General features: G+C 61.4%; 14 protein-coding genes, 2 tRNA genes and 1 pseudogene. 13 read left to right on the top strand and 4 right to left on the bottom strand.

Annotation, left to right across the window (positions count from 1 at the left end):
* Positions 1-142: 142 nt before the first annotated feature.
* Positions 143-400, bottom strand: a complete 258-nt coding sequence (locus HB375_RS12900) for an autotransporter domain-containing protein (protein WP_343232414.1) — start codon at positions 398-400, stop codon at positions 143-145.
* Between HB375_RS12900 and HB375_RS18255 the strand changes: the two are divergent.
* Positions 300-1361: pseudogene (locus HB375_RS18255) on the top strand (autotransporter outer membrane beta-barrel domain-containing protein); the annotation flags it as partial. The gene HB375_RS12900 and the pseudogene HB375_RS18255 sit on opposite strands and share 101 nt — an antisense overlap.
* On the opposite strand, the gene HB375_RS12895 reads toward HB375_RS18255, so the two are convergent.
* Positions 1244-2299 carry a DUF6538 domain-containing protein gene (locus HB375_RS12895; RefSeq protein ID WP_425515181.1) on the bottom strand — a complete coding sequence of 352 codons (1056 nt, stop codon included), beginning with the start codon at positions 2297-2299 and terminating at the stop codon, positions 1244-1246. The pseudogene HB375_RS18255 and the gene HB375_RS12895 sit on opposite strands and share 118 nt — an antisense overlap.
* Positions 2300-2412: 113 nt before the next feature.
* Positions 2413-2502: transfer RNA gene (locus HB375_RS12890), tRNA-Ser, on the bottom strand.
* A gap of 368 nt (positions 2503-2870) precedes the next feature.
* Here HB375_RS12890 and HB375_RS12885 point away from each other — a divergent pair.
* The 12 genes from HB375_RS12885 (at position 2871) to selD (ending at position 17240) form a co-directional block, all read left to right on the top strand.
* On the top strand, positions 2871-3917 hold the full coding sequence (locus tag HB375_RS12885; protein WP_246728487.1) for a septal ring lytic transglycosylase RlpA family protein: 1047 nt from the start codon (positions 2871-2873) through the stop codon (positions 3915-3917).
* A gap of 154 nt (positions 3918-4071) precedes the next feature.
* Positions 4072-5292, top strand: coding sequence for a D-alanyl-D-alanine carboxypeptidase family protein (locus tag HB375_RS12880; protein WP_167673733.1), 1221 nt, complete (start codon positions 4072-4074; stop codon positions 5290-5292).
* Complete coding sequence (gene tmk, locus HB375_RS12875) at positions 5292-5966, top strand: dTMP kinase (protein ID WP_167673408.1); 675 nt, start codon at positions 5292-5294, stop codon at positions 5964-5966. The genes HB375_RS12880 and tmk overlap by 1 nt, the downstream gene beginning before the upstream one ends.
* Positions 5956-7020 (top strand): DNA polymerase III subunit delta', encoded by a 1065-nt coding sequence (locus tag HB375_RS12870; protein WP_167673407.1) that lies wholly within the window; start codon positions 5956-5958, stop codon positions 7018-7020. Before tmk ends, HB375_RS12870 begins: the two co-directional genes overlap by 11 nt.
* 43 nt (positions 7021-7063) lie before the next feature.
* Positions 7064-8614, top strand: coding sequence for a methionine--tRNA ligase (gene metG / locus HB375_RS12865; RefSeq protein ID WP_167673406.1), 1551 nt, complete (start codon positions 7064-7066; stop codon positions 8612-8614).
* 49 nt (positions 8615-8663) lie between these two features.
* Positions 8664-9974 carry a family 1 glycosylhydrolase gene (locus tag HB375_RS12860; RefSeq protein ID WP_167673405.1) on the top strand — a complete coding sequence of 437 codons (1311 nt, stop codon included), beginning with the start codon at positions 8664-8666 and terminating at the stop codon, positions 9972-9974.
* 184 nt (positions 9975-10158) lie between these two features.
* Positions 10159-10959: a TatD family hydrolase gene (locus HB375_RS12855; protein ID WP_167673404.1), complete on the top strand. Its 801-nt coding sequence runs from the start codon at positions 10159-10161 to the stop codon at positions 10957-10959.
* The gene (locus tag HB375_RS12850) at positions 10956-11777 is read left to right on the top strand and encodes an MBL fold metallo-hydrolase (protein ID WP_167673403.1); all 822 of its coding nucleotides are present in this window, start codon (positions 10956-10958) and stop codon (positions 11775-11777) included. Before HB375_RS12855 ends, HB375_RS12850 begins: the two co-directional genes overlap by 4 nt.
* Before the next feature lie 491 nt (positions 11778-12268).
* Positions 12269-13246: a carbohydrate kinase family protein gene (locus HB375_RS12845; RefSeq protein ID WP_167673402.1), complete on the top strand. Its 978-nt coding sequence runs from the start codon at positions 12269-12271 to the stop codon at positions 13244-13246.
* Between the two features lie 17 nt (positions 13247-13263).
* Positions 13264-14574, top strand: a complete 1311-nt coding sequence (locus HB375_RS12840; RefSeq protein ID WP_167673401.1) for an AGE family epimerase/isomerase — start codon at positions 13264-13266, stop codon at positions 14572-14574.
* A gap of 125 nt (positions 14575-14699) precedes the next feature.
* On the top strand, positions 14700-16166 hold the full coding sequence (locus tag HB375_RS12835) for a short-chain fatty acid transporter (RefSeq protein ID WP_167673400.1): 1467 nt from the start codon (positions 14700-14702) through the stop codon (positions 16164-16166).
* 27 nt (positions 16167-16193) lie between these two features.
* Positions 16194-17240, top strand: coding sequence for a selenide, water dikinase SelD (gene selD, locus HB375_RS12830; RefSeq protein ID WP_167673399.1), 1047 nt, complete (start codon positions 16194-16196; stop codon positions 17238-17240).
* Between the two features lie 30 nt (positions 17241-17270).
* On the opposite strand, the gene HB375_RS12825 is transcribed toward selD, so the two are convergent.
* Positions 17271-17366 (bottom strand) — tRNA-Sec (locus HB375_RS12825).
* Positions 17367-17461: the final 95 nt, after the last annotated feature.

The raw sequence follows: 17461 nt of genomic DNA, 5'->3' as shown, positions 1-17461 counted from the left end.
AACGTCATTGAGCTCGCAGACGAGCTTCGCGACCGGATAATCGACCCGCAACTATGCGTGCCCGTGCCTATGGACAGAGTTTGGCCCGGAGCTGGCCCTCGGTTCTGCCGACCCGAGCCTCCACGCGAGGCCCCGCATCACCCTACCGCGTGCCAAATCGCCAAACGAAGTTACCCATGACGGTATGGTTTTGCGCTTGTGATCCGATCTGCCCCGCGTACGCCACGCCCAAGCTGATCGCCTCCGACGCCCGCCAGTCGAGCCCCGCTTCCGCCACAAGGGCGGCGCGATCGATCGGAGTGCCAGTCACCGTGAATGCCGAAGCTCCACCGGTAAAGGCCAGCAGCGCCTGCGGCGCGACATCGCCAAAGGCACGGCGCCAGCCGATCAGGCCTTTCACCGTCAGGGGCACGTCCTCGCTCACCCGCAAGACCGAGCCAACCGATCCCACAGGCCCTACGGATCCGAGCGACCCTACAGATCCCACCGACCCTAGTGAGCCCACTCCCGTTGCGTTCCACTCGGTAGCCACGACGCGGAACCAGTACGCCACCGCTGACGGTGTCGACGCGCTGGGTGCAGGTCACCGCCTGTTCAATGCGGTGATGGGCCAGAGCGTGGCCGGCGCCCGGCAGGCCTTCGACGCGCTCTCCGGGGAGGCGCATGCCTCTTCTGCGAGCATGGCCTACGCAGGGAGCGGTCTCGTACGCGAGGCGATCTTCACCCGGCTGCGCCAACCGTTGAGCGCCGCCTCCGGTTTGCCGGTCTTTGTGCAAGGTTCCTACACTGTCGCCTATGCGGCAGACCGCGCCGGAGGCAGCACGCCGCAGTCGGTCGTCGTCATGCCGTCGCTCGACCAGCGCCGCTTCGCCCTGTGGGGTGAGGGCTTCGGCGCCTGGGGCAAGGTCGACGGCAATGCCAATACGGCCCGCATCGACGCGTCCACCGGCGGCTTCATTCTCGGCGCTGACGCCCAGCTTGTTTCCACCTTCCGCCTCGGCTTGGCCGGCGGCTTCACCCGTACGACCTTCAACATCGATGGCCGACTGTCCTCGGGCACGAACGAGAGCGTGTTCGGGGCGCTGTACGGTGCGGGCCAATGGGGCGCGATCGGCCTCCGGTTGGGGACGTCTTATGCCTCCCACAACATCAATGTCAGCCGCATAGTCCGCTTCCCCGGCTTCCAAGATGCTGTCAATGCCTCCTATGACGGCTGGGCCGCCCAGGCCTTCGGCGAATTGGGTTACCGCTTCGAGGGGACGGGAGCCTTCATCGAGCCATTCGTGGGCGCCTCCGTGCTGCGGCTGCACACAGATGGTTTTCGGGAGAATGGCGGGGCCGCGGCCCTGACCGGGCTGGCTCGGGACAATGATCTCGGCACGACCACGCTAGGCGTGAGGGCTGAGGTGCGGCTGAGGGTTAGGCTGACCGCCGTCGGATCATAGCCGAGAGACGGCGTCAGGAAGGCGAAATTGGAGCTGACGCCGGTCAAGGTGCCGCTCACCCCGCCAGCGGCGGTCAGGATGGTGTAGGTGGTGGAAGGCCGATACGTGCCGGTTTCGGCCAGCACCTGAACGGTACCGCCCGTCAGAGTAGCCGTGCCGGTGGCGGCGATGCGGTCCGACTGTCCCGTCGCATTCACCTCCACCTGGTAGACCGAGCCCGCGCCGAAGCTGACATTGCCAGCGACGTTCAGCGTGCCGATGGAGTTGCCTGGCGCCACCGCGCCGCCGCTCTGGGCCACGATCCCGCCGAGCACGCCGGTACCCCCGAGAGAGCCGCCGATCACCGCCAGACGACCGGCCTCGACAATCGTCGAACCTGACAGGCTGCTGGAGCCGGTCAGGCTGAGCGCGCCCGAGCCCTTCTTGGTTAGGGAGCCGGTGCCGGAGATGGCGTTGGCCATCGTGCCATTGGTCGCCTGATCGAGCACCAGGGCGGCGTTGTTGGTGACGGTGCCGCCGGCGTAGGTGTTGGTGCCTGACAGGGTTGCCGTGCCAACACCCTGCTTGGTGAGGGAGCCGCTAAGCGCAAGCTCCTCAGTCCTAGCGAGCTGCTCTTGGAGATACCACCTAGCGATCTCTTGAACGTTGCTGGGGGATAGGTTGGACATGGCTTGGACGATTGCAATCAATTGCACTGAGGCCGCACTAAGGGCGCGAGTTCTAAGCCTAGCAATATCCGGGTGAGTCGTCTTGAGGCTTAGCTTAAGCTCACGACGCCCAAATCGTTGGACTAGCAAGCGGGGTAGAGCCATTCGAAACCAGAAGACGTGCCCTCGACGTACGAGATGGGGCACACGGTAGTTCGCCAAGATCAGCCTCTTTGTCCCAGGTTGCTGTACCAATGGACACGAAACGGCTGACTGCTAGCGCTGATTTAAGCTGTGCCTTGAGGCACTTATTAGAAAACTGGCGGAGGGGGTGGGATTCGAACCCACGGTGGGCTTGCACCCACGGCGGTTTTCAAGACCGCTGCCTTAAACCACTCGGCCACCCCTCCGATCTAGCGACAAGGCGAACGGACCTGCCCCGCGATCACTCGGCTGTCTAAGGCGGCGAGCCCGATCCCGTCAACTCGAACACGCATATATCGTGCACAAATCGAAAGCGCGATGTCCGAAGCGAGATAAGCCGCGGATTCCGCCCGGGCCCGGCGGCTTATGCACCGCAAACTCGCTCCTGCGAGCCGATAGGGGGCCGGTAAGTATTTGTTATATATGAAAATATCGATCAATCGTACGAAATACCATTCAAGGCAGCTTTGCCATTGACAAGCGCGGCTATTTAACCTCCCTTGTACCGGCCGAAATAGCACCTTTGTGGCTACCTCAAGAGGATTGAGCGCTACAGGCCGTGCGAAATAAGGGGATGCAGACCGAAATGCATTGTGATCGCGCTGAGTCGAAGACCGGATTGAGCGGGCGCTTCTCGCTCCTTAATCATCAGGCCGTCCTCCGCATTGCAGGCGTGACCGCCATCGCTTTGATGGCGGCGAACTGCTCCAATCGCAGCGGCATCGACCCCAAATATGGGGTGGCGCCGAGCCCGAAAGTGATTGCCGACGGTCAGCCCGTTCCGAAAGGTGGCGGCCGCGAGTTGGTCGGAAAGGCTTACACGGTTGCGGGCCGGACCTATCAGCCAAGCGAGAACAATCGTTACGCGGGCGAAGGTTTGGCTTCCTGGTACGGCTCGAATTTCCATGGCCGCATGACGGCAAACGGGGAGATCTTTGATCGGGCCTCGATTGCCGCGGCGCATACGACGATGCCTCTGCCGAGCTATGCTCGCGTCACGAACCTGCAGAACGGTCACTCCATGATCGTCCGGGTCAATGACCGAGGCCCGTTCCACGGCAACCGTATTATCGACGTGTCCGAGCGCGCGGCGACCGCTCTCGGCTTCAAGGGGCAGGGCACGGCCCGAGTCCGGGTCGAATATGTCGGACGTGCATCAACCAACGGCAGTGACGACCGCATTCTGCTTGCGAGCCTTCGGACGGATGGCCAGCCGGCAGCCCTGGGCGGCGCTTCGCCGACGATGATTGCCCAGGCATCCCCGCGGCCGAACGCGCCGCGCGATGCGATTGCGTTGCGGACCTTCGAGCCAAGCGAAGAGGCTGAGGATGCCCCGGTCGCCGTGGCGAGCGCGGCGCAGGCTGTTGCCCCGGCAGCCCCGGTTTCTATGTCCTTCGCAAGCAAGGTTCCTCTCCCGCCGGAACGGCCCTTCGATCTCGGAACGATCCCAAGTGCAGCGACGCCGGTTGCGAAGATCAGCTCGGTCGGTCCAGTCTTCCTTCCGCCGTCACGCCCGGTTCTGGCTGGGTTGTATTATTCGGCGCCTGAGGAATCGAAGGCCGGTTTCCAGAAGGGCAACGGCTTCAATACGCTAGACCAGTCGCGGTTCGTTCTCCGATAAGTCCGTCGGTCGGCGAGAGCTGACCGAGGCACCTTTATTGATCTCGGCTGGGTACATGGGGCCATACCAGCGCGCGCTGGCAATTGCGAAGCGTTGAATTGGGACCCCGCCGACACAGATTTCACCTTTCCTAGGGAAGTCTGTGGGTGTCGTGATGCGCGTAGGAGCGAACGCCCGAAAGATCGCGGCTATCGGCCTTCTTTCCTGTACCCTTTGGCTGCTCGCGCTGCCCCAGCTGGCATTCGCACAAAATTTCCAGACGATCGCGCCGACCGCCATCCTGATCGATGCGGATACGCAGACGGTTCTCTTCGAGAAAAATGCCGACGAGCTGATGGCGCCCGCAAGCATGGCGAAGCTCATGACGGCGGAGGTGGTGTTCAGTGAATTGAAGAGCGGGCGTCTGACCTTGAATTCGGAGTTCCCGATCTCGGAACACGCATGGCGCAGGGGAGGGGCCGGGTCGGGGGGATCCTCGATGTTCGCCAAGGTGAACACGAGCATTCGCCTCGAGGATCTGCTGCGAGGCCTCGTCGTTCAGTCGGGTAACGATGCGGCCATTGCAATCGCCGAGGGAGTTTCGGGCACGGAGGAGAATTTCGCTCAAATCATGAACCAACACGCGGCGCAGATCGGTCTTACAAAGTCCACCTTTCGTAACGCGACGGGGTATAGCGACCCTCACCAAAAGGTGACGGTTCGTGACCTTGCCAAGCTCGCCCTCTATGTCATCGACACCTATCCCGACCTCTACAAAATGTTCGGGGAGCGAGAGTTTACCTGGAACAAAATCCGCCAACAGAACCGCAATCCGCTGCTCGCGATGGATATTGGCGCCGACGGGCTGAAAACCGGCAACCTCGAAGAATCGGGCTACGGCCTGGTCGGATCGGCCATCCAGAACGGCCAGAGGCTCATTGTCGTGGTCAACGGCATGAAAACCGCCAAGGATCGCGCCCTTGAGGCCCGGAAGCTGTTGGATTGGGGCTTTCGCGCCTTCGAGCCGCGCCAACTGTTTGCCGAAGGGCAGGTAATCGGCGAGGCGCAGGTCTTTGGCGGGGACCAGCGTTCCTTGCCGCTTGTCTCCAGGAAGCCCGTTCGTGTACTTGTTCGTCGTGGCGATGGAGAACGGATCTCCGCTCGCATCGTTTATACCGGCCCGCTCAAGGCGCCCATCCAAAAGGGGGCCGAGGTCGCCCGGCTCCGGGTCAACCGTGGTGATATGCAGGCTCTCGAAATGCCCCTCTACGCCAACGCCGACATCAAAGAAGGTAATCTGCCTCAGCGTGCCATGGACGGCTTGCTGGAATTCGGCACAGGATGGGTTCGGCGCGCCATGTCGAGCGTTAACAACATGATTTCTAAAAAGCTTTGATGGCCGGATACTTCATCACCTTCGAGGGCGGGGAAGGCGCAGGAAAGTCGACCCAAATTGACCGGCTTCGCAGGCGGTTCGAGCAATTGGGACAGCCCGTTCTGGTCACACGCGAGCCGGGCGGTTCACCCTATGCCGAGGAGCTTCGTGCTTTTATTCTTGAAGGGCGCGCCAAGCATCTCGGGCCGTTCGCCGAGGCGGTCTTGTTCGCGGCCGCTCGCATTGATCATATCGATAAGACCGTAGAACCGTCCCTTCAAAGGGGCGTTCACGTGCTCTGCGACCGGTTCGCTGACTCGACGCGAGCCTACCAGGGCGCTTCAGGAAACCTCGATAACCTATTGATCGGAGGGCTAGAAAGGGTCACTTTGCGCGGTGTGAAACCGGATTTGACATTAATCCTCGATCTTCCCGCCGAGGTCGGCCTTTCTCGTGCCGGATCCAGGCGTCTCAGCAAAGGGGAGGGTGTCGATCGCTTCGAGAACGAAGCTCACGCGTTCCATCAAACCCTTCGGGAAGCTTATCTCGCCATTGCCGGAGTAGACCCTGAGCGCTGCGCCGTGATTGACGCTAATCGCTCGCCCGACGAAGTCGAGGCTACCATCTGGGCGGCCGTTCGGCAGCGACTCCCGGCTCTAGCAGCAGGTGCGAAGAGGCCGGTCGATGTCGCGTGACGATGCTGAGATGAACGAGCCGGATCAGATGGAAGGCATCCTGCATCCACGGGAGCAGTTCGCCTTCTTCGGTCACGCCGAGGGCGAAGCGGCGTTCATCGAGGGCCTGCGCAGCGGGCGTCTTCACCATGCCTGGCTCATCGGCGGGCCTCAGGGCATCGGCAAGGCCTCTCTTGCCTATCGCGTGGCCCGGGCAGTCCTGGACCCGCAGAAAGGCCGCGACACCGGCATCAGTGATTTGAATGTTGCGCCTTCTGCGTCGGTCGCCCGACAGGTCGCGGCATTGTCCCACCCCAATCTCGCCGTTCTTCGGCGGGCGCCGGCGACGGACAAGAAGGGGCCGTCGACAACGATCCCGGTCGATGCGGTGCGCAAGGCGCTGAACATGTTCGGTTCAACGGCAGCGGATGGCGGCTACCGGATCTGCATCGTCGATAGCGCCGAGGATCTGACGATCTCGAGCGCCAACGCGCTCCTCAAGGTCATCGAGGAGCCGCCGCCGCGCTCGTTATTTCTCATTATCAGCCATGCGCCGCAGCGCGTCCTGCCGACCATTCGTTCGCGCTGCCGACGTCTGTTGTTGCGACCGCTCGCGGACCCGGACATCCGGTCCGTCATCGCTTCGCTGGGCGCGCCTTGGACCGAGATTCCGGACGAGGTTGTCGGGCAGGCCTTGCGTTACGGCGAAGGCTCGGTCCGCCGCTGCCTCGAATTGCTCGACGAAGAGAAAGTCGCCTTCATCGAGCACGTGACCAGACTTCTCGACGGGTTACCGCGAGTGGATACCAAGCAAATCCTCGCGCTCGCAGAGGCCCTTGCCAAACGAGATGCCGATGAAACCTTCGATCTCGCCCTCGAAACGATGGAGCGCTGGGTCACGGGGCGGCTTCATCAGCGCGCCAGCCTTGGCGCGTCACGCCTTGCGCCTTTGGTGGAGGTGTGTGACAAGATCGCCCGTTCGGCGCGCGAGGTCGACGTGTTCAATCTCGACCGCCGTCCTTTCATCCTGACGCTGTTCGACGACCTTTCCGAGGCGGTTCGGCAAACGGCATAAGCGCCTGTCGACCCGAAAACGGTTGGGCCAGCAAGGTTTTAGTATGGCCGATAAGCAGAAATTTTATATCACCACGGCCATCTCGTATCCGAATGGGGCTCCCCATATCGGACATGCTTACGAGATCGTGGCCTCCGACGCGATTGCGCGCTTCAAGCGCATCGATGGCTACGATGTGTTCTTCATGACCGGAACCGATGAGCACGGCCTGAAGATCCAGCAGACTGCGGATCGGAATGGCACGACTCCCAAGGCTTTCGTCGACGAGATGGCGGGGAAGTTCCGCGCCATGGCGGATCGGCTGAACTGCTCTTACGACAGGTTCATCCGCACGACCGATGCTGACCACCTGCCTTCGACCCAAGAACTCTGGCGCCGTATGGAGGCGAAGGGAGACATCTATCTCTCGAAGTATGCCGGCTGGTACTCCGTCCGCGACGAGGCCTACTATGATGAAAGCGAGATGACGAAGTTGCCTGATGGCAGTTGGCGCGCGCCCACCGGCACGCCTGTCGAATGGATCGAGGAAGAAAGCTATTTCTTCCGGCTGTCCGCCTATCAGGATCGCCTGTTGGAGCACTACAAGGCAAACCCGGATTTCGTCAGTCCAGACACGCGCCGCAACGAGATCGTCAGCTTCGTCCGCTCCGGGTTGCAAGATCTCTCGATCAGCCGCACGACCTTCAACTGGGGCCTGCCTGTTCCGGGCGCTCCGAAGCACGTGATGTATGTGTGGGTCGACGCCCTCAACAACTATCTGACGGGCTGCGGGTTCCCCGATGAGAAGAACCCACGCTGGCACTACTGGCCGGCCGATGTTCATATCATCGGCAAGGACATCGTACGGTTCCACACGGTCTATTGGCCCGCCTTTCTGATGTCCGCCGGACTTCCGCTGCCCAAGCGGGTTTTCGGACACGGCTTCCTGTTCAACCGCGGGGAGAAGATGTCCAAATCGGTCGGCAATGTGATCGATCCGTTCGATCTTGCCGAGACCTACGGCGTCGACCAACTTCGCTATTTCTTCATGCGCGAAGTGCCCTTCGGCCAGGACGGGAACTATTCGCACGAGGCTATCGTGAACCGGATCAACGCGGATCTGGCGAACGATCTCGGCAATCTCGCGCAGCGCTCCTTGTCGATGATCGCGAAGAATTGCGACGCTGCTGTTCCGCAGCCCGGAGACTTCACGCAGGCCGATCAGGATATGCTCTGGCTCGCCGATGCGCTGCCTGGAAAGGCGAGGGGGGCTCTCGACGACTATGCCCTACACACGGCGCTGAGCGAAATTTGGGCGGTGGTTGCCGAGGCGAACCGCTATTTTGCCTCCCAGGAGCCCTGGGTTCTACGCAAGCAGGATCCGGCTCGAATGGCCGCGGTTCTCTATGTCACGGCGGAAGTTCTTCGCGCGGTCGGCATTCTGGCCCAGCCGTTCGTACCGACCGCTGCGGCGAAGCTTCTCGATCTGCTCTCCGTTGCGCCGGAGGATCGCGTGCTAGCGGCCGTTGGCCCGTCCCGCCGCCTCGTCGCTGGAACGGCCCTGCCGCAACCTGCGCCGATATTCCCGCGTTATATGGAAGCGGAGGCATCCTGAACGCTTCCGCTTTGATCGGCCTTCTCAAGGGCCCTCAGCGGAAGCAGCGATGTTCACCACCTTCATGTTCGCAACCGGGATCGAGAACAGCATCCCGACGATCAATAATGGCCGCACACGCATCGACGAGATGGAAAAGTGCGGCCATTACAAATATTGGCGAACCGATTTCGAGCGGGTGTGCGAACTCGGAGTCCAGGTTCTGCGCTACGGCCCTCCGCTCTATTCGACCTTAATCGGCCCCCGCCGCTATGACTGGGCCTTCGCCGATACGACCCTTGCCGAGTTGGAGAGGTGCGGGATTATCCCCATCGTCGACCTTTGCCATTTCGGCGTCCCGGACTGGATCGAGAACTTTCAAAACCCCGATTTTCCTGAGCTTTTCGCCTCCTATGCCGAGGCCTTTGCGCACCGCTATCCTTGGGTGCAGCTCTACACGCCAATCAATGAGATGTTCGTCTGCGCAATATTTTCAGCCTATTACGGCTGGTGGAACGAGCAGTTGACAACAGACCGGGCGTTCGTTACCGCGCTGAAACACATCGCCAAGGCCAACGTGCTGGCAATGGAACGAATTCTGGCCTGCCGACCGGATGCCATCTTCATCCAGAGCGAGTCATCGGAGTATTTCCACGCAGAGAATCCGGCAGCCATCAAGCCCGCCGAAATCATGAATGCGCGACGTTTTCTATCTCTCGATCTCAATTACGGTCGGCGCGTGGATTCCGAGATGTATGAGTATGTGATGGACAACGGGATGACGCGGGAAGAATATCATTTCTTCCTCGAGCGTTCGTCTTTGCGCCATCACTGCATCATGGGCAACGACTATTACATCACCAACGAGCATCGGGTGAAGCCCAGCGGCACGACCACGGCAGCGGGCGATGTCTTCGGCTATGATGAGATCACGCGCCAATATTACGATCGCTATCGATTGCCGGTCATGCACACTGAGACCAACCTCGCACAGGGTGCCTGCGGCGATGAGGCGGTCAACTGGCTTTGGAAGCAATGGGCGAACGTGCTTCGGATCCGCAACACAGGCGTGCCGGTCGTCGGCTTCACCTGGTATTCCCTGACGGATCAAATGGATTGGGATTCCGCCCTGCGCGAAGAAAACAATTCAGTGTGCCCCGTCGGGCTCTATGATCTGCAGCGCAATATTCGCCCCGTGGGCGACGCCTACAAACAACTGATTAAGGACTGGTGCGATGTGTTGCCAGCCCAAAGCGTCTGCCTGACGCTGCCCATAGCCTATCCCTACGAGTACCAGGAGGCCCCGATCCTCCGGCATCGGGAACAGGCTCGGCGCCTCTTCTCCAACCGTCAAAACGATGTCCAGCAATCGTCTCACTGACCCGTCTTCGCTGAGAACAGTGGACGAAGGCCGCCCTTCGGCTTTATGGAAATGCGCAGTTCGAGCCGATCAGCCTAGATCGGCTCTTAACTTATTGAAAACTTGAATGTTCTCTCGAAGACTCGGCCTGCCTCTCTGATCAGCCAGGTTCCGGAGGCCTCGAGAGAGGAGGGCGCTTTTCGCTATGTTGGTCGACAGTCATTGCCACTTGGATTTTCCAGATTTCCAAAGCCGTCTCGCCGAAGTCTTGGCCGCCGCGGAAGCGGCAGGCGTCGAGCGCATGGTCACGATCTCGACGCACGTCGCCCGTTTCGATGCCTATCGCGCCATTGCCGAGGCGCATGAATCGGTCTTCTTCACGGTTGGGACCCATCCGCACAATGCGGCGGAGGAGCCGGATGTGCCGGCGGATCGGATCGTTGCCCTGTCCGGGCATCCACGCTGCATCGCCATTGGCGAAGCCGGACTCGATTACCACTACGACAAGAGCCCCCGAGACGTGCAGCAGCGCGTCTTTCGCACTCATATCGAGGCCGCGAGAGAAAGCGGTCTGCCTCTCGTCGTCCACGCTCGGAATGCCGACGAGGATATGATCGACATCCTCTCCGACGAGATGAGGCGAGGGCGGTTCGGCGCGGTTCTCCATTGTTTTTCGTCGGGCCAGAGGCTGGCCGAGGTCGGCGTCGAACTCGGGCTCTATGTGTCCTTTTCCGGCATCCTGACGTTTAGAAACTCGGAAGAGATCCGTAGGATCGCCGCCTTGGTGCCGCGAGAACGCCTGCTGGTGGAAACGGATGCGCCCTATCTCGCGCCCGTGCCGCATCGCGGGAAGACCAATGAGCCGGCCTATGCCGCGCATACGGCCCGGACCCTTGCGGAAGTTGCCGGTGTAAGCGAGGCTGAAATCGCGAAGATGACGACCGATAATTTTTACCGCCTGTTTTCGAAGGCGGCGCAGGTGGACGGGATAGCGATTGTGCCATGACCTTGAGGCTGACGATCCTCGGCTGCGGCTCCTCCGGCGGCGTGCCACGCGTCGGCGTAGGGTGGGGCGCTTGCAACCCCGATAATCCGAAAAACCGCCGCCGCCGCTGCTCGGTGTTGCTGGAGCGGACGAGCGGGCACGCCACGACGGGCGTCTTGATCGACACGTCCCCGGACCTGCGAGAGCAGCTCCTCGACGCCGCAGTGACGAGGCTTGATGCGGTCCTGTTTACGCATGAGCACGCTGACCATACCCACGGCATCGACGACCTTCGTCCATTGGTGATTGCCATGCGCCGGAAGATCCCGGTTTATGCCGACCGCGTGACGAGCGAGCTTCTGATGATGCGCTTCGGCTATTGTTTCGAAACGCCGGCCGGAAGTGGATATCCGCCCATCCTCGAAGCGCACAGGCTGAACCACAGCGTGGAAACGGTCATCCTGGGGCCAGGCGGTCCTATCCAGGCCGTACCGTTCCGATTGGCGCACGGCGACATCGATGCCTTCGGGTTTCGGATCGGCAATCTGGCCTACGCTCCCGACGTGAGTAACGTGCCGGATGCCAGCATGTCTGCGTTGGAAGGGCTTGATATCCTGATCTTGGACGCGCTGCGCTATCTGCCGCATCCAACGCATTTTTCGGTGGCCGAGGCGCTTGATCTCATCGACCGTGTCAAGCCGAAGCGGGCCATCCTGACCAACCTGCATACGGACTTGGATTACGAGAAACTCCAGGGCGAGCTGCCGCCGAACGTCGAGCCTGCGTTCGACGGGATGCAGATGGAGATCCCGTCAGATGGTTTTTACGCCTTATCATGAGTCCCTGGGAGCATGAATTCGCAATAAGCCATATTTTATAGAATTATAGACAAAATTTTTGAAGCGCTTTCTTAGTCTGCGGTCTTGGTCTGAGGGCTTGGAGCCGGGCACCATTCTAAAATGCCGACATCAATCCTGGATGGGCAAAGAGCCGATTCCCGGCAAGATTCTCGTATGTTTTAGTTCCATAATATATCTTATGCGAATTTTGTCATGACCGAGGGAGGCCGGTCTTTGGCGACCTCATCGCCTGACGCATGACCTTGCCCCACTCGATCGGCTGGGCATAGGTCAGGTTGTTGAGATCGGCGCGCCGTTCGGCAGATACTGGAGCGCCTTCTTGCCGGAACGTTTTGGCAGGCCGTAATTCCGTGATAGCAATTCCGCATCGATGCGGAGGGCATCGACCTGTTCGACGAGGCAGATTCAGCTCGAGCCGAGGCTGTCTGACGGGTCTGGGGCTCTCTCGCCCTGTCTTCGCGAGGCGTTCCATGATCCTTGTCTGTGGCGAAGCCCTGATTGATTTGTTTGTAGGGGCAGCATCGCCCGCAGGCCTTCCTTCAGAGGTCGTTGCGGGCGGCTCGCCCTTCAACGTCGCCCTCGGACTGAGTCGCCTTGGTCGCGCTACCGGCTTTCTTTCGACGCTGTCAAACGACACTTTTGGGAGCCTTCTTGCGAGCAAGCTTGTAGAGGCTGGGGTGTGTCCCAGCTATGTGCGGCGCTGCTCGAACCGCACGACACTGAGCGTCGTCGCAACGAGCGCGACCGGCGAGCCGCAATACTCGTTCTACGCGGAGAACTGCGCGGACCGCGCCCTGACAGCAGATGCCCTCCCCCCGCATTTGCCCGAGGAGGTGTCAGCAATCTCCGCGGGGTCATACGCGCTCGGCGTTGAACCTATCGCCACCGCCATCGAGACCTTACTGCGGCGGGAGGCCGGGTCGCGGGTGATTTCGCTCGATCCCAATGTACGGCCGCGCGTCGTTGGCGATGTAGCGGCTTTCCGGGATCGCTTCGAGCGGCTGCTCTCCTATGCTTCGATCGTCAAGGCCAGCGACGAGGATATCGAGCTGCTCTATACCTCCCACGATCCCGTCTCCGTTGCACGAGACTGGCTCGCTCGCGGCGCCAAGATTGTCATCGTGACGCGGGGGGCTGATGGTCCGATGGCCGTGTTCGGAAACACCATCATCGAGCGCCCTGCCCCGCAGGTGAACGTGGTCGATACGGTTGGAGCGGGAGATACCTTCCATGCCGCATTTCTCGCGTGGCTCGATGCAAATGGGATGCTTTCGCCTAATGGCATCGAGCAATTGAAGCCGGATCAAGTCACGGCGGCCCTCGACTTTGCAGCGGCTGCGGCGGCCATCGTCTGCACGCGGCGCGGGGCCAATCCGCCGGTATGGAACGAGGTGGTCGATTTCATGGTCACCGGATCGCCGCAGGTCTGCATGCGGGCGTCACGCTAAGCTTTGGAATGTCAACGATGCACTACGCGAACCCCAACCTTTGCGCACTCGGTTCGCCCTGGCGTCATCGGCCCATGCACCGTCGCTGGCTTGAAGACCAGGCCGGGAGCCTGTTCGACTTTTTCCAATTTCGAAGCATCAATCCGGCGGGAGGCTTTTTCGATCTCGACCGCGCCGGACGCGCCCTTTCTCCTGACAATCCCGTTCGGCAGATTCACTCCACAACCCGCATGGTGCATTGCTTCGCCATCGGCATCCTGTTGGGTCGCCCGGGCGGCGACGTGATGGTCGACCACGGGATGGAGTATCTCTGGAACCACCATCGGGATGCGAAGCACGGCGGTTATGTCTGGTCGTTGGACAATGACGGGCCGCGTGACGACACTAAGCAAGCTTATGGCCACGCCTTTGTGCTGCTGGCAGCCTCCAGCGCCAAGATCGTCGGTCATCCGCTGGCGGACCGTCTCCTTGAAGATGTGAGCGACATTCTTGAGCGCCGCTTCTGGGAGGACGGTCCCGGCGCCGTCACGGAAGAATTCGCGCAGGATTGGTCGCCGATCAGCCAGTATCGCGGCCAGAATTCCAACATGCACCTGACGGAAGCGCTGATGGCCGCGTTCGAGGCGACCGGCGACAAGGCCTATCTCGACAAGGCCGAGCGCATCGCTGCGCTCATCATCGGCCGTCACGCCGCCGGGCTGGATTATCGCGTGGCGGAACATTTCCACGCGGATTGGTCGCTCGACAAGGACTATCGCGGCCACGACATGTTCCGGCCCTATGGCACCACGCCGGGGCATTGGCTCGAATGGGCGCGGCTGCTGCTGCAATTGTGGTCGCTCGGCGGGATGACGCACGGCTGGATGCCCGAGGCGGCGCAGTCGCTCTTCGCGCAATCGGTCGCTCTGGGATGGGACGCGGACAAGGGCGGGTTCTTCTACACGCTCGATTGGGACAACCGGCCCGTACAGCGCCACAAGCTCTGGTGGCCGTGCGCCGAAGCGATTGGTGCGGCGTCCTTCCTGTGCAAGCATAGCCCAAGCGACTTCCATGAGGCGTGGTACCGCCACTTGTGGGGCTTCGCTGCGCACCGCCTGATCGACCATGACAATGGCGGCTGGCACGCCGAGCTGTCGGACGATCTTCGCCCCGCCGAGGCACTGTTCCAGGGCAAGCCGGACATCTACCACGCCCTTCAGGCCTGCTTGATCCCGCTCTTCCCGGCGACGGCAAGCTTGACCCGCGTCATTTCGGAGAGCCCCTTCTCCGCGCAAGCTCAGTCGCAGCATCGGGCTGAGAAGGACCGCTACTTTCGCCGCTCATGTTGATTTCATGTCTCCGGCTCGTCGTGTGGTGTATGATGTTCCACGCGCTGATCGGAGATTCCCATCGGCTCACGCGGTCGTATGCAAAAATTCGGATCAGGCTGAAACTCGTTTCAGGGGCGAAGGCCATGAAAGCGGACAAGGTCGGACCAGGCTCTCACGACAACGATGGTGGCGGATCATCCGCCTCTGAGGGCGCCCTTGCCCGTCTCGCGATCCGGTTCACAGCTTGGGCCGAACGCTGGTTTCCCGACGCCTTCGTCTTCGTCGCGATTGCTGTCGTGGTTGTCGCCGGGGCTGCTTTTCTCAATGGCGCTCCTGTTCAGGCAGTCACGAAGGCCTTCGGTGATGGTTTCTGGAGCCTGATCACCTTCACTATGCAGATGGTCTTCGTTGCTGTCGGCGGCTACGTCGTCGCGAGTTCGCCGCCGGCGCAGCGGCTCATCCGTCGCCTTGCAAGGATTCCGGCAACCGGTCGCGGTGCGGTGGGCTTCGTCGCCGGCGTGAGCATGATCGCCTCTCTCTTCAACTGGGGTCTGAGCCTCATCTTCGGCGGGCTCTTAGTTCGCGCTTTGGCCGAGCGAAGCGATATCCGCATGGATTATCGCGCGGCGGGAGCGGCAGCCTATCTCGGGCTCGGCGCGACCTGGGCCTTGGGGTTGAGTTCGTCCGCCGCGCAGTTGCAGGCCAATGCCGGCAGTCTGCCGAAGGCGCTGCTGCCCATCACCGGCGTCATTCCCTTCACTGAGACGATCTTTCTCTGGCAGTCGATGGTCGTCGCACTCATGCTCATCGTCGTCTCCATCATCATCGCGCTCATGTCCGCCCCCTCCGACAAGAGCGCTGTCACGGCCGAGGAGATGGGCGTCGATGTGACGGTGAAGGAAGAGCCCCTGCCCGCTCCAGAGCAACCGGGCGAATGGCTGGAACATTGGCCGCTGCTGACCGTCCTGCTGGCTGCCTTGGCGATTGGCTGGCTCATTCAGGAGTTTGCGCGCCAGAGTGCGATCATCGCGATCTCGAACCTGAACACCTATAACTTCCTCTTCCTGATGCTGGGCCTACTCCTGCACTGGCGGCCCAAGCAATTCCTGAAGGCCGTGGCTAACGCTGTGCCGGCGACCGCAGGCGTGCTGATCCAATTTCCTTTCTACGGCGCAATCGCCACCATTCTCACGACGGCTAAGAACGCCAGTGGCGTGACGGTCTCCGACCAGATCGCGAATCTTTTCGTGAGCTTCAACACCCACGGCACCTTCCCACTCGCCATGGGGATCTACTCAGCGGTGCTCGGGTTCTTCATTCCCTCGGGTGGCGGCAAATGGCTACTCGAGGCCCCGTATGTCATGCAGGCGGCCAACGAGTTGAAGGTGCACCTGGGCTGGGCGGTGCAGGTTTATAACGCAGCGGAGGCCCTGCCCAATCTCATCAATCCGTTCTGGATGCTGCCGCTGCTGGGCGTTTTAGGCATCAGGGCCCGGGACGTGGTCGGCTTCACCTTCCTGCAGCTCATTGTCCACCTGCCTCTAGTCTTGTTCCTGCTCTGGTTCTTCGCCCGAACGCTGCCCTATATCCCACCCGTTGTCCCGCAATAGCTGTTTCGGCAGCGCGGAGGATATCGAATGGATATGGAACGGTTCCGGCTCACTCACCTCGCCCATGGCGGCGGTTGCGGGTGCAAGCTCGCGCCTTCGGTGCTGCAGCAATTGCTGTCCGAACCATCCGCCGTCACCCCCTATCGCGAGTTGTTGGTAGGCACCGAAACCGCGGATGACGCGGCGGTCTGGCAGCTCGACCAAAGCACCTGCATCATCGCGACAACCGATTTCTTCATGCCGATGGTGGACGACCCGTGCGACTTCGGGCGCATCGCTGCAACCAACGCGATTTCGGATGTGTACGCCATGGGCGGACGCCCGATCATGGCGCTGGCGATCCTCGGAATGCCCTTGGGCAAGATCGCGCCGGAAGTCGTGCGCGAGATCCTTAAAGGTGGTGCTTCGATCTGCGGGGAAGCCGGCATTCCGGTTGCTGGCGGGCACTCTATCGATTGTCCCGAGCCGGTCTATGGGCTGGTGGTCATCGGCACCGGCCACCCCGATGAGATCAAGCGCAACAGCGGCGCGCGGGCGGGCGATGCGCTGATCCTCACGAAAGCGCTCGGGGTCGGCATCTATTCGGCTGCGTTCAAGAAGGATGCTTTGTCGAAGGGCGCCTATGACGAGATGATTGCGTCCGTGACCCTTCTCAACAAAGTCGGCATGTCGCTCGCCCGCGACAGCGACGTGCACGCGATCACCGATGTGACGGGCTTCGGAATTCTTGGGCACGGATTGGAAATGGCGCGAGGTTCCGGCCTGACGCTGCGGTTTGCGTTCGATGCTCTGCCGCTCCTGCACGATGCGCGGGCGTTGGCGGAGAGCGGCTTCGTGACCGGCGCGTCGAACCGCAACTGGACGAGCCATGCGGACAGCATTCGCCTGCCGGACGACCTCGCGTTGTGGAAGAAGAACCTCCTGACCGATCCCCAGACATCGGGCGGCCTCCTTGTCTCGTGCGCGCCAGAACGGGCCAACGACATTCTGCAATCGATCCGCGATGAGGGGTATCCGGCGGCGCAAATCATCGGGGCGGTGGAGAGTGGCGCGTCGGTAGTGGAGGTTCAGTAAAACAACACCTCGTCACGTACCAGTTGAAACTGGCGGAAGAGAGTGGGAGTCGAACCCACCTAGGACCGGCTCGCGGCCCCACCCGGATTTGAAGTCCGGACGCCCCACCGGGGACGCTTCTCCTCCCTGGCTCGCTTCGTTCGCCGCCACGGGGCGAAACAGATCGATCCTGTACTTGTTGAGGCGCCGCAGATCGCCCCGGCGCAACGTGACTCCGTGAC

It is taken from the genome of Microvirga terricola (genome assembly GCF_011777495.1).
GTDB lineage: Bacteria > Pseudomonadota > Alphaproteobacteria > Rhizobiales > Beijerinckiaceae > Microvirga > Microvirga terricola.
This window is presented reverse-complemented; position numbering and strand designations above follow the sequence as displayed.

Coding starts and splice junctions, on each gene's coding strand:
- HB375_RS12885 (WP_246728487.1), top strand. CDS start 2,871: ATGCAGACCGAAATGCATTGTGATCGCGCTGAGTCGAAGACCGGATTG.
- HB375_RS12880 (WP_167673733.1), top strand. CDS start 4,072: ATGCGCGTAGGAGCGAACGCCCGAAAGATCGCGGCTATCGGCCTTCTT.
- tmk (WP_167673408.1), top strand. CDS start 5,292: ATGGCCGGATACTTCATCACCTTCGAGGGCGGGGAAGGCGCAGGAAAG.
- HB375_RS12870 (WP_167673407.1), top strand. CDS start 5,956: ATGTCGCGTGACGATGCTGAGATGAACGAGCCGGATCAGATGGAAGGC.
- metG (WP_167673406.1), top strand. CDS start 7,064: ATGGCCGATAAGCAGAAATTTTATATCACCACGGCCATCTCGTATCCG.
- HB375_RS12860 (WP_167673405.1), top strand. CDS start 8,664: ATGTTCACCACCTTCATGTTCGCAACCGGGATCGAGAACAGCATCCCG.
- HB375_RS12855 (WP_167673404.1), top strand. CDS start 10,159: ATGTTGGTCGACAGTCATTGCCACTTGGATTTTCCAGATTTCCAAAGC.
- HB375_RS12850 (WP_167673403.1), top strand. CDS start 10,956: ATGACCTTGAGGCTGACGATCCTCGGCTGCGGCTCCTCCGGCGGCGTG.
- HB375_RS12845 (WP_167673402.1), top strand. CDS start 12,269: ATGATCCTTGTCTGTGGCGAAGCCCTGATTGATTTGTTTGTAGGGGCA.
- HB375_RS12840 (WP_167673401.1), top strand. CDS start 13,264: ATGCACTACGCGAACCCCAACCTTTGCGCACTCGGTTCGCCCTGGCGT.
- HB375_RS12835 (WP_167673400.1), top strand. CDS start 14,700: ATGAAAGCGGACAAGGTCGGACCAGGCTCTCACGACAACGATGGTGGC.
- selD (WP_167673399.1), top strand. CDS start 16,194: ATGGATATGGAACGGTTCCGGCTCACTCACCTCGCCCATGGCGGCGGT.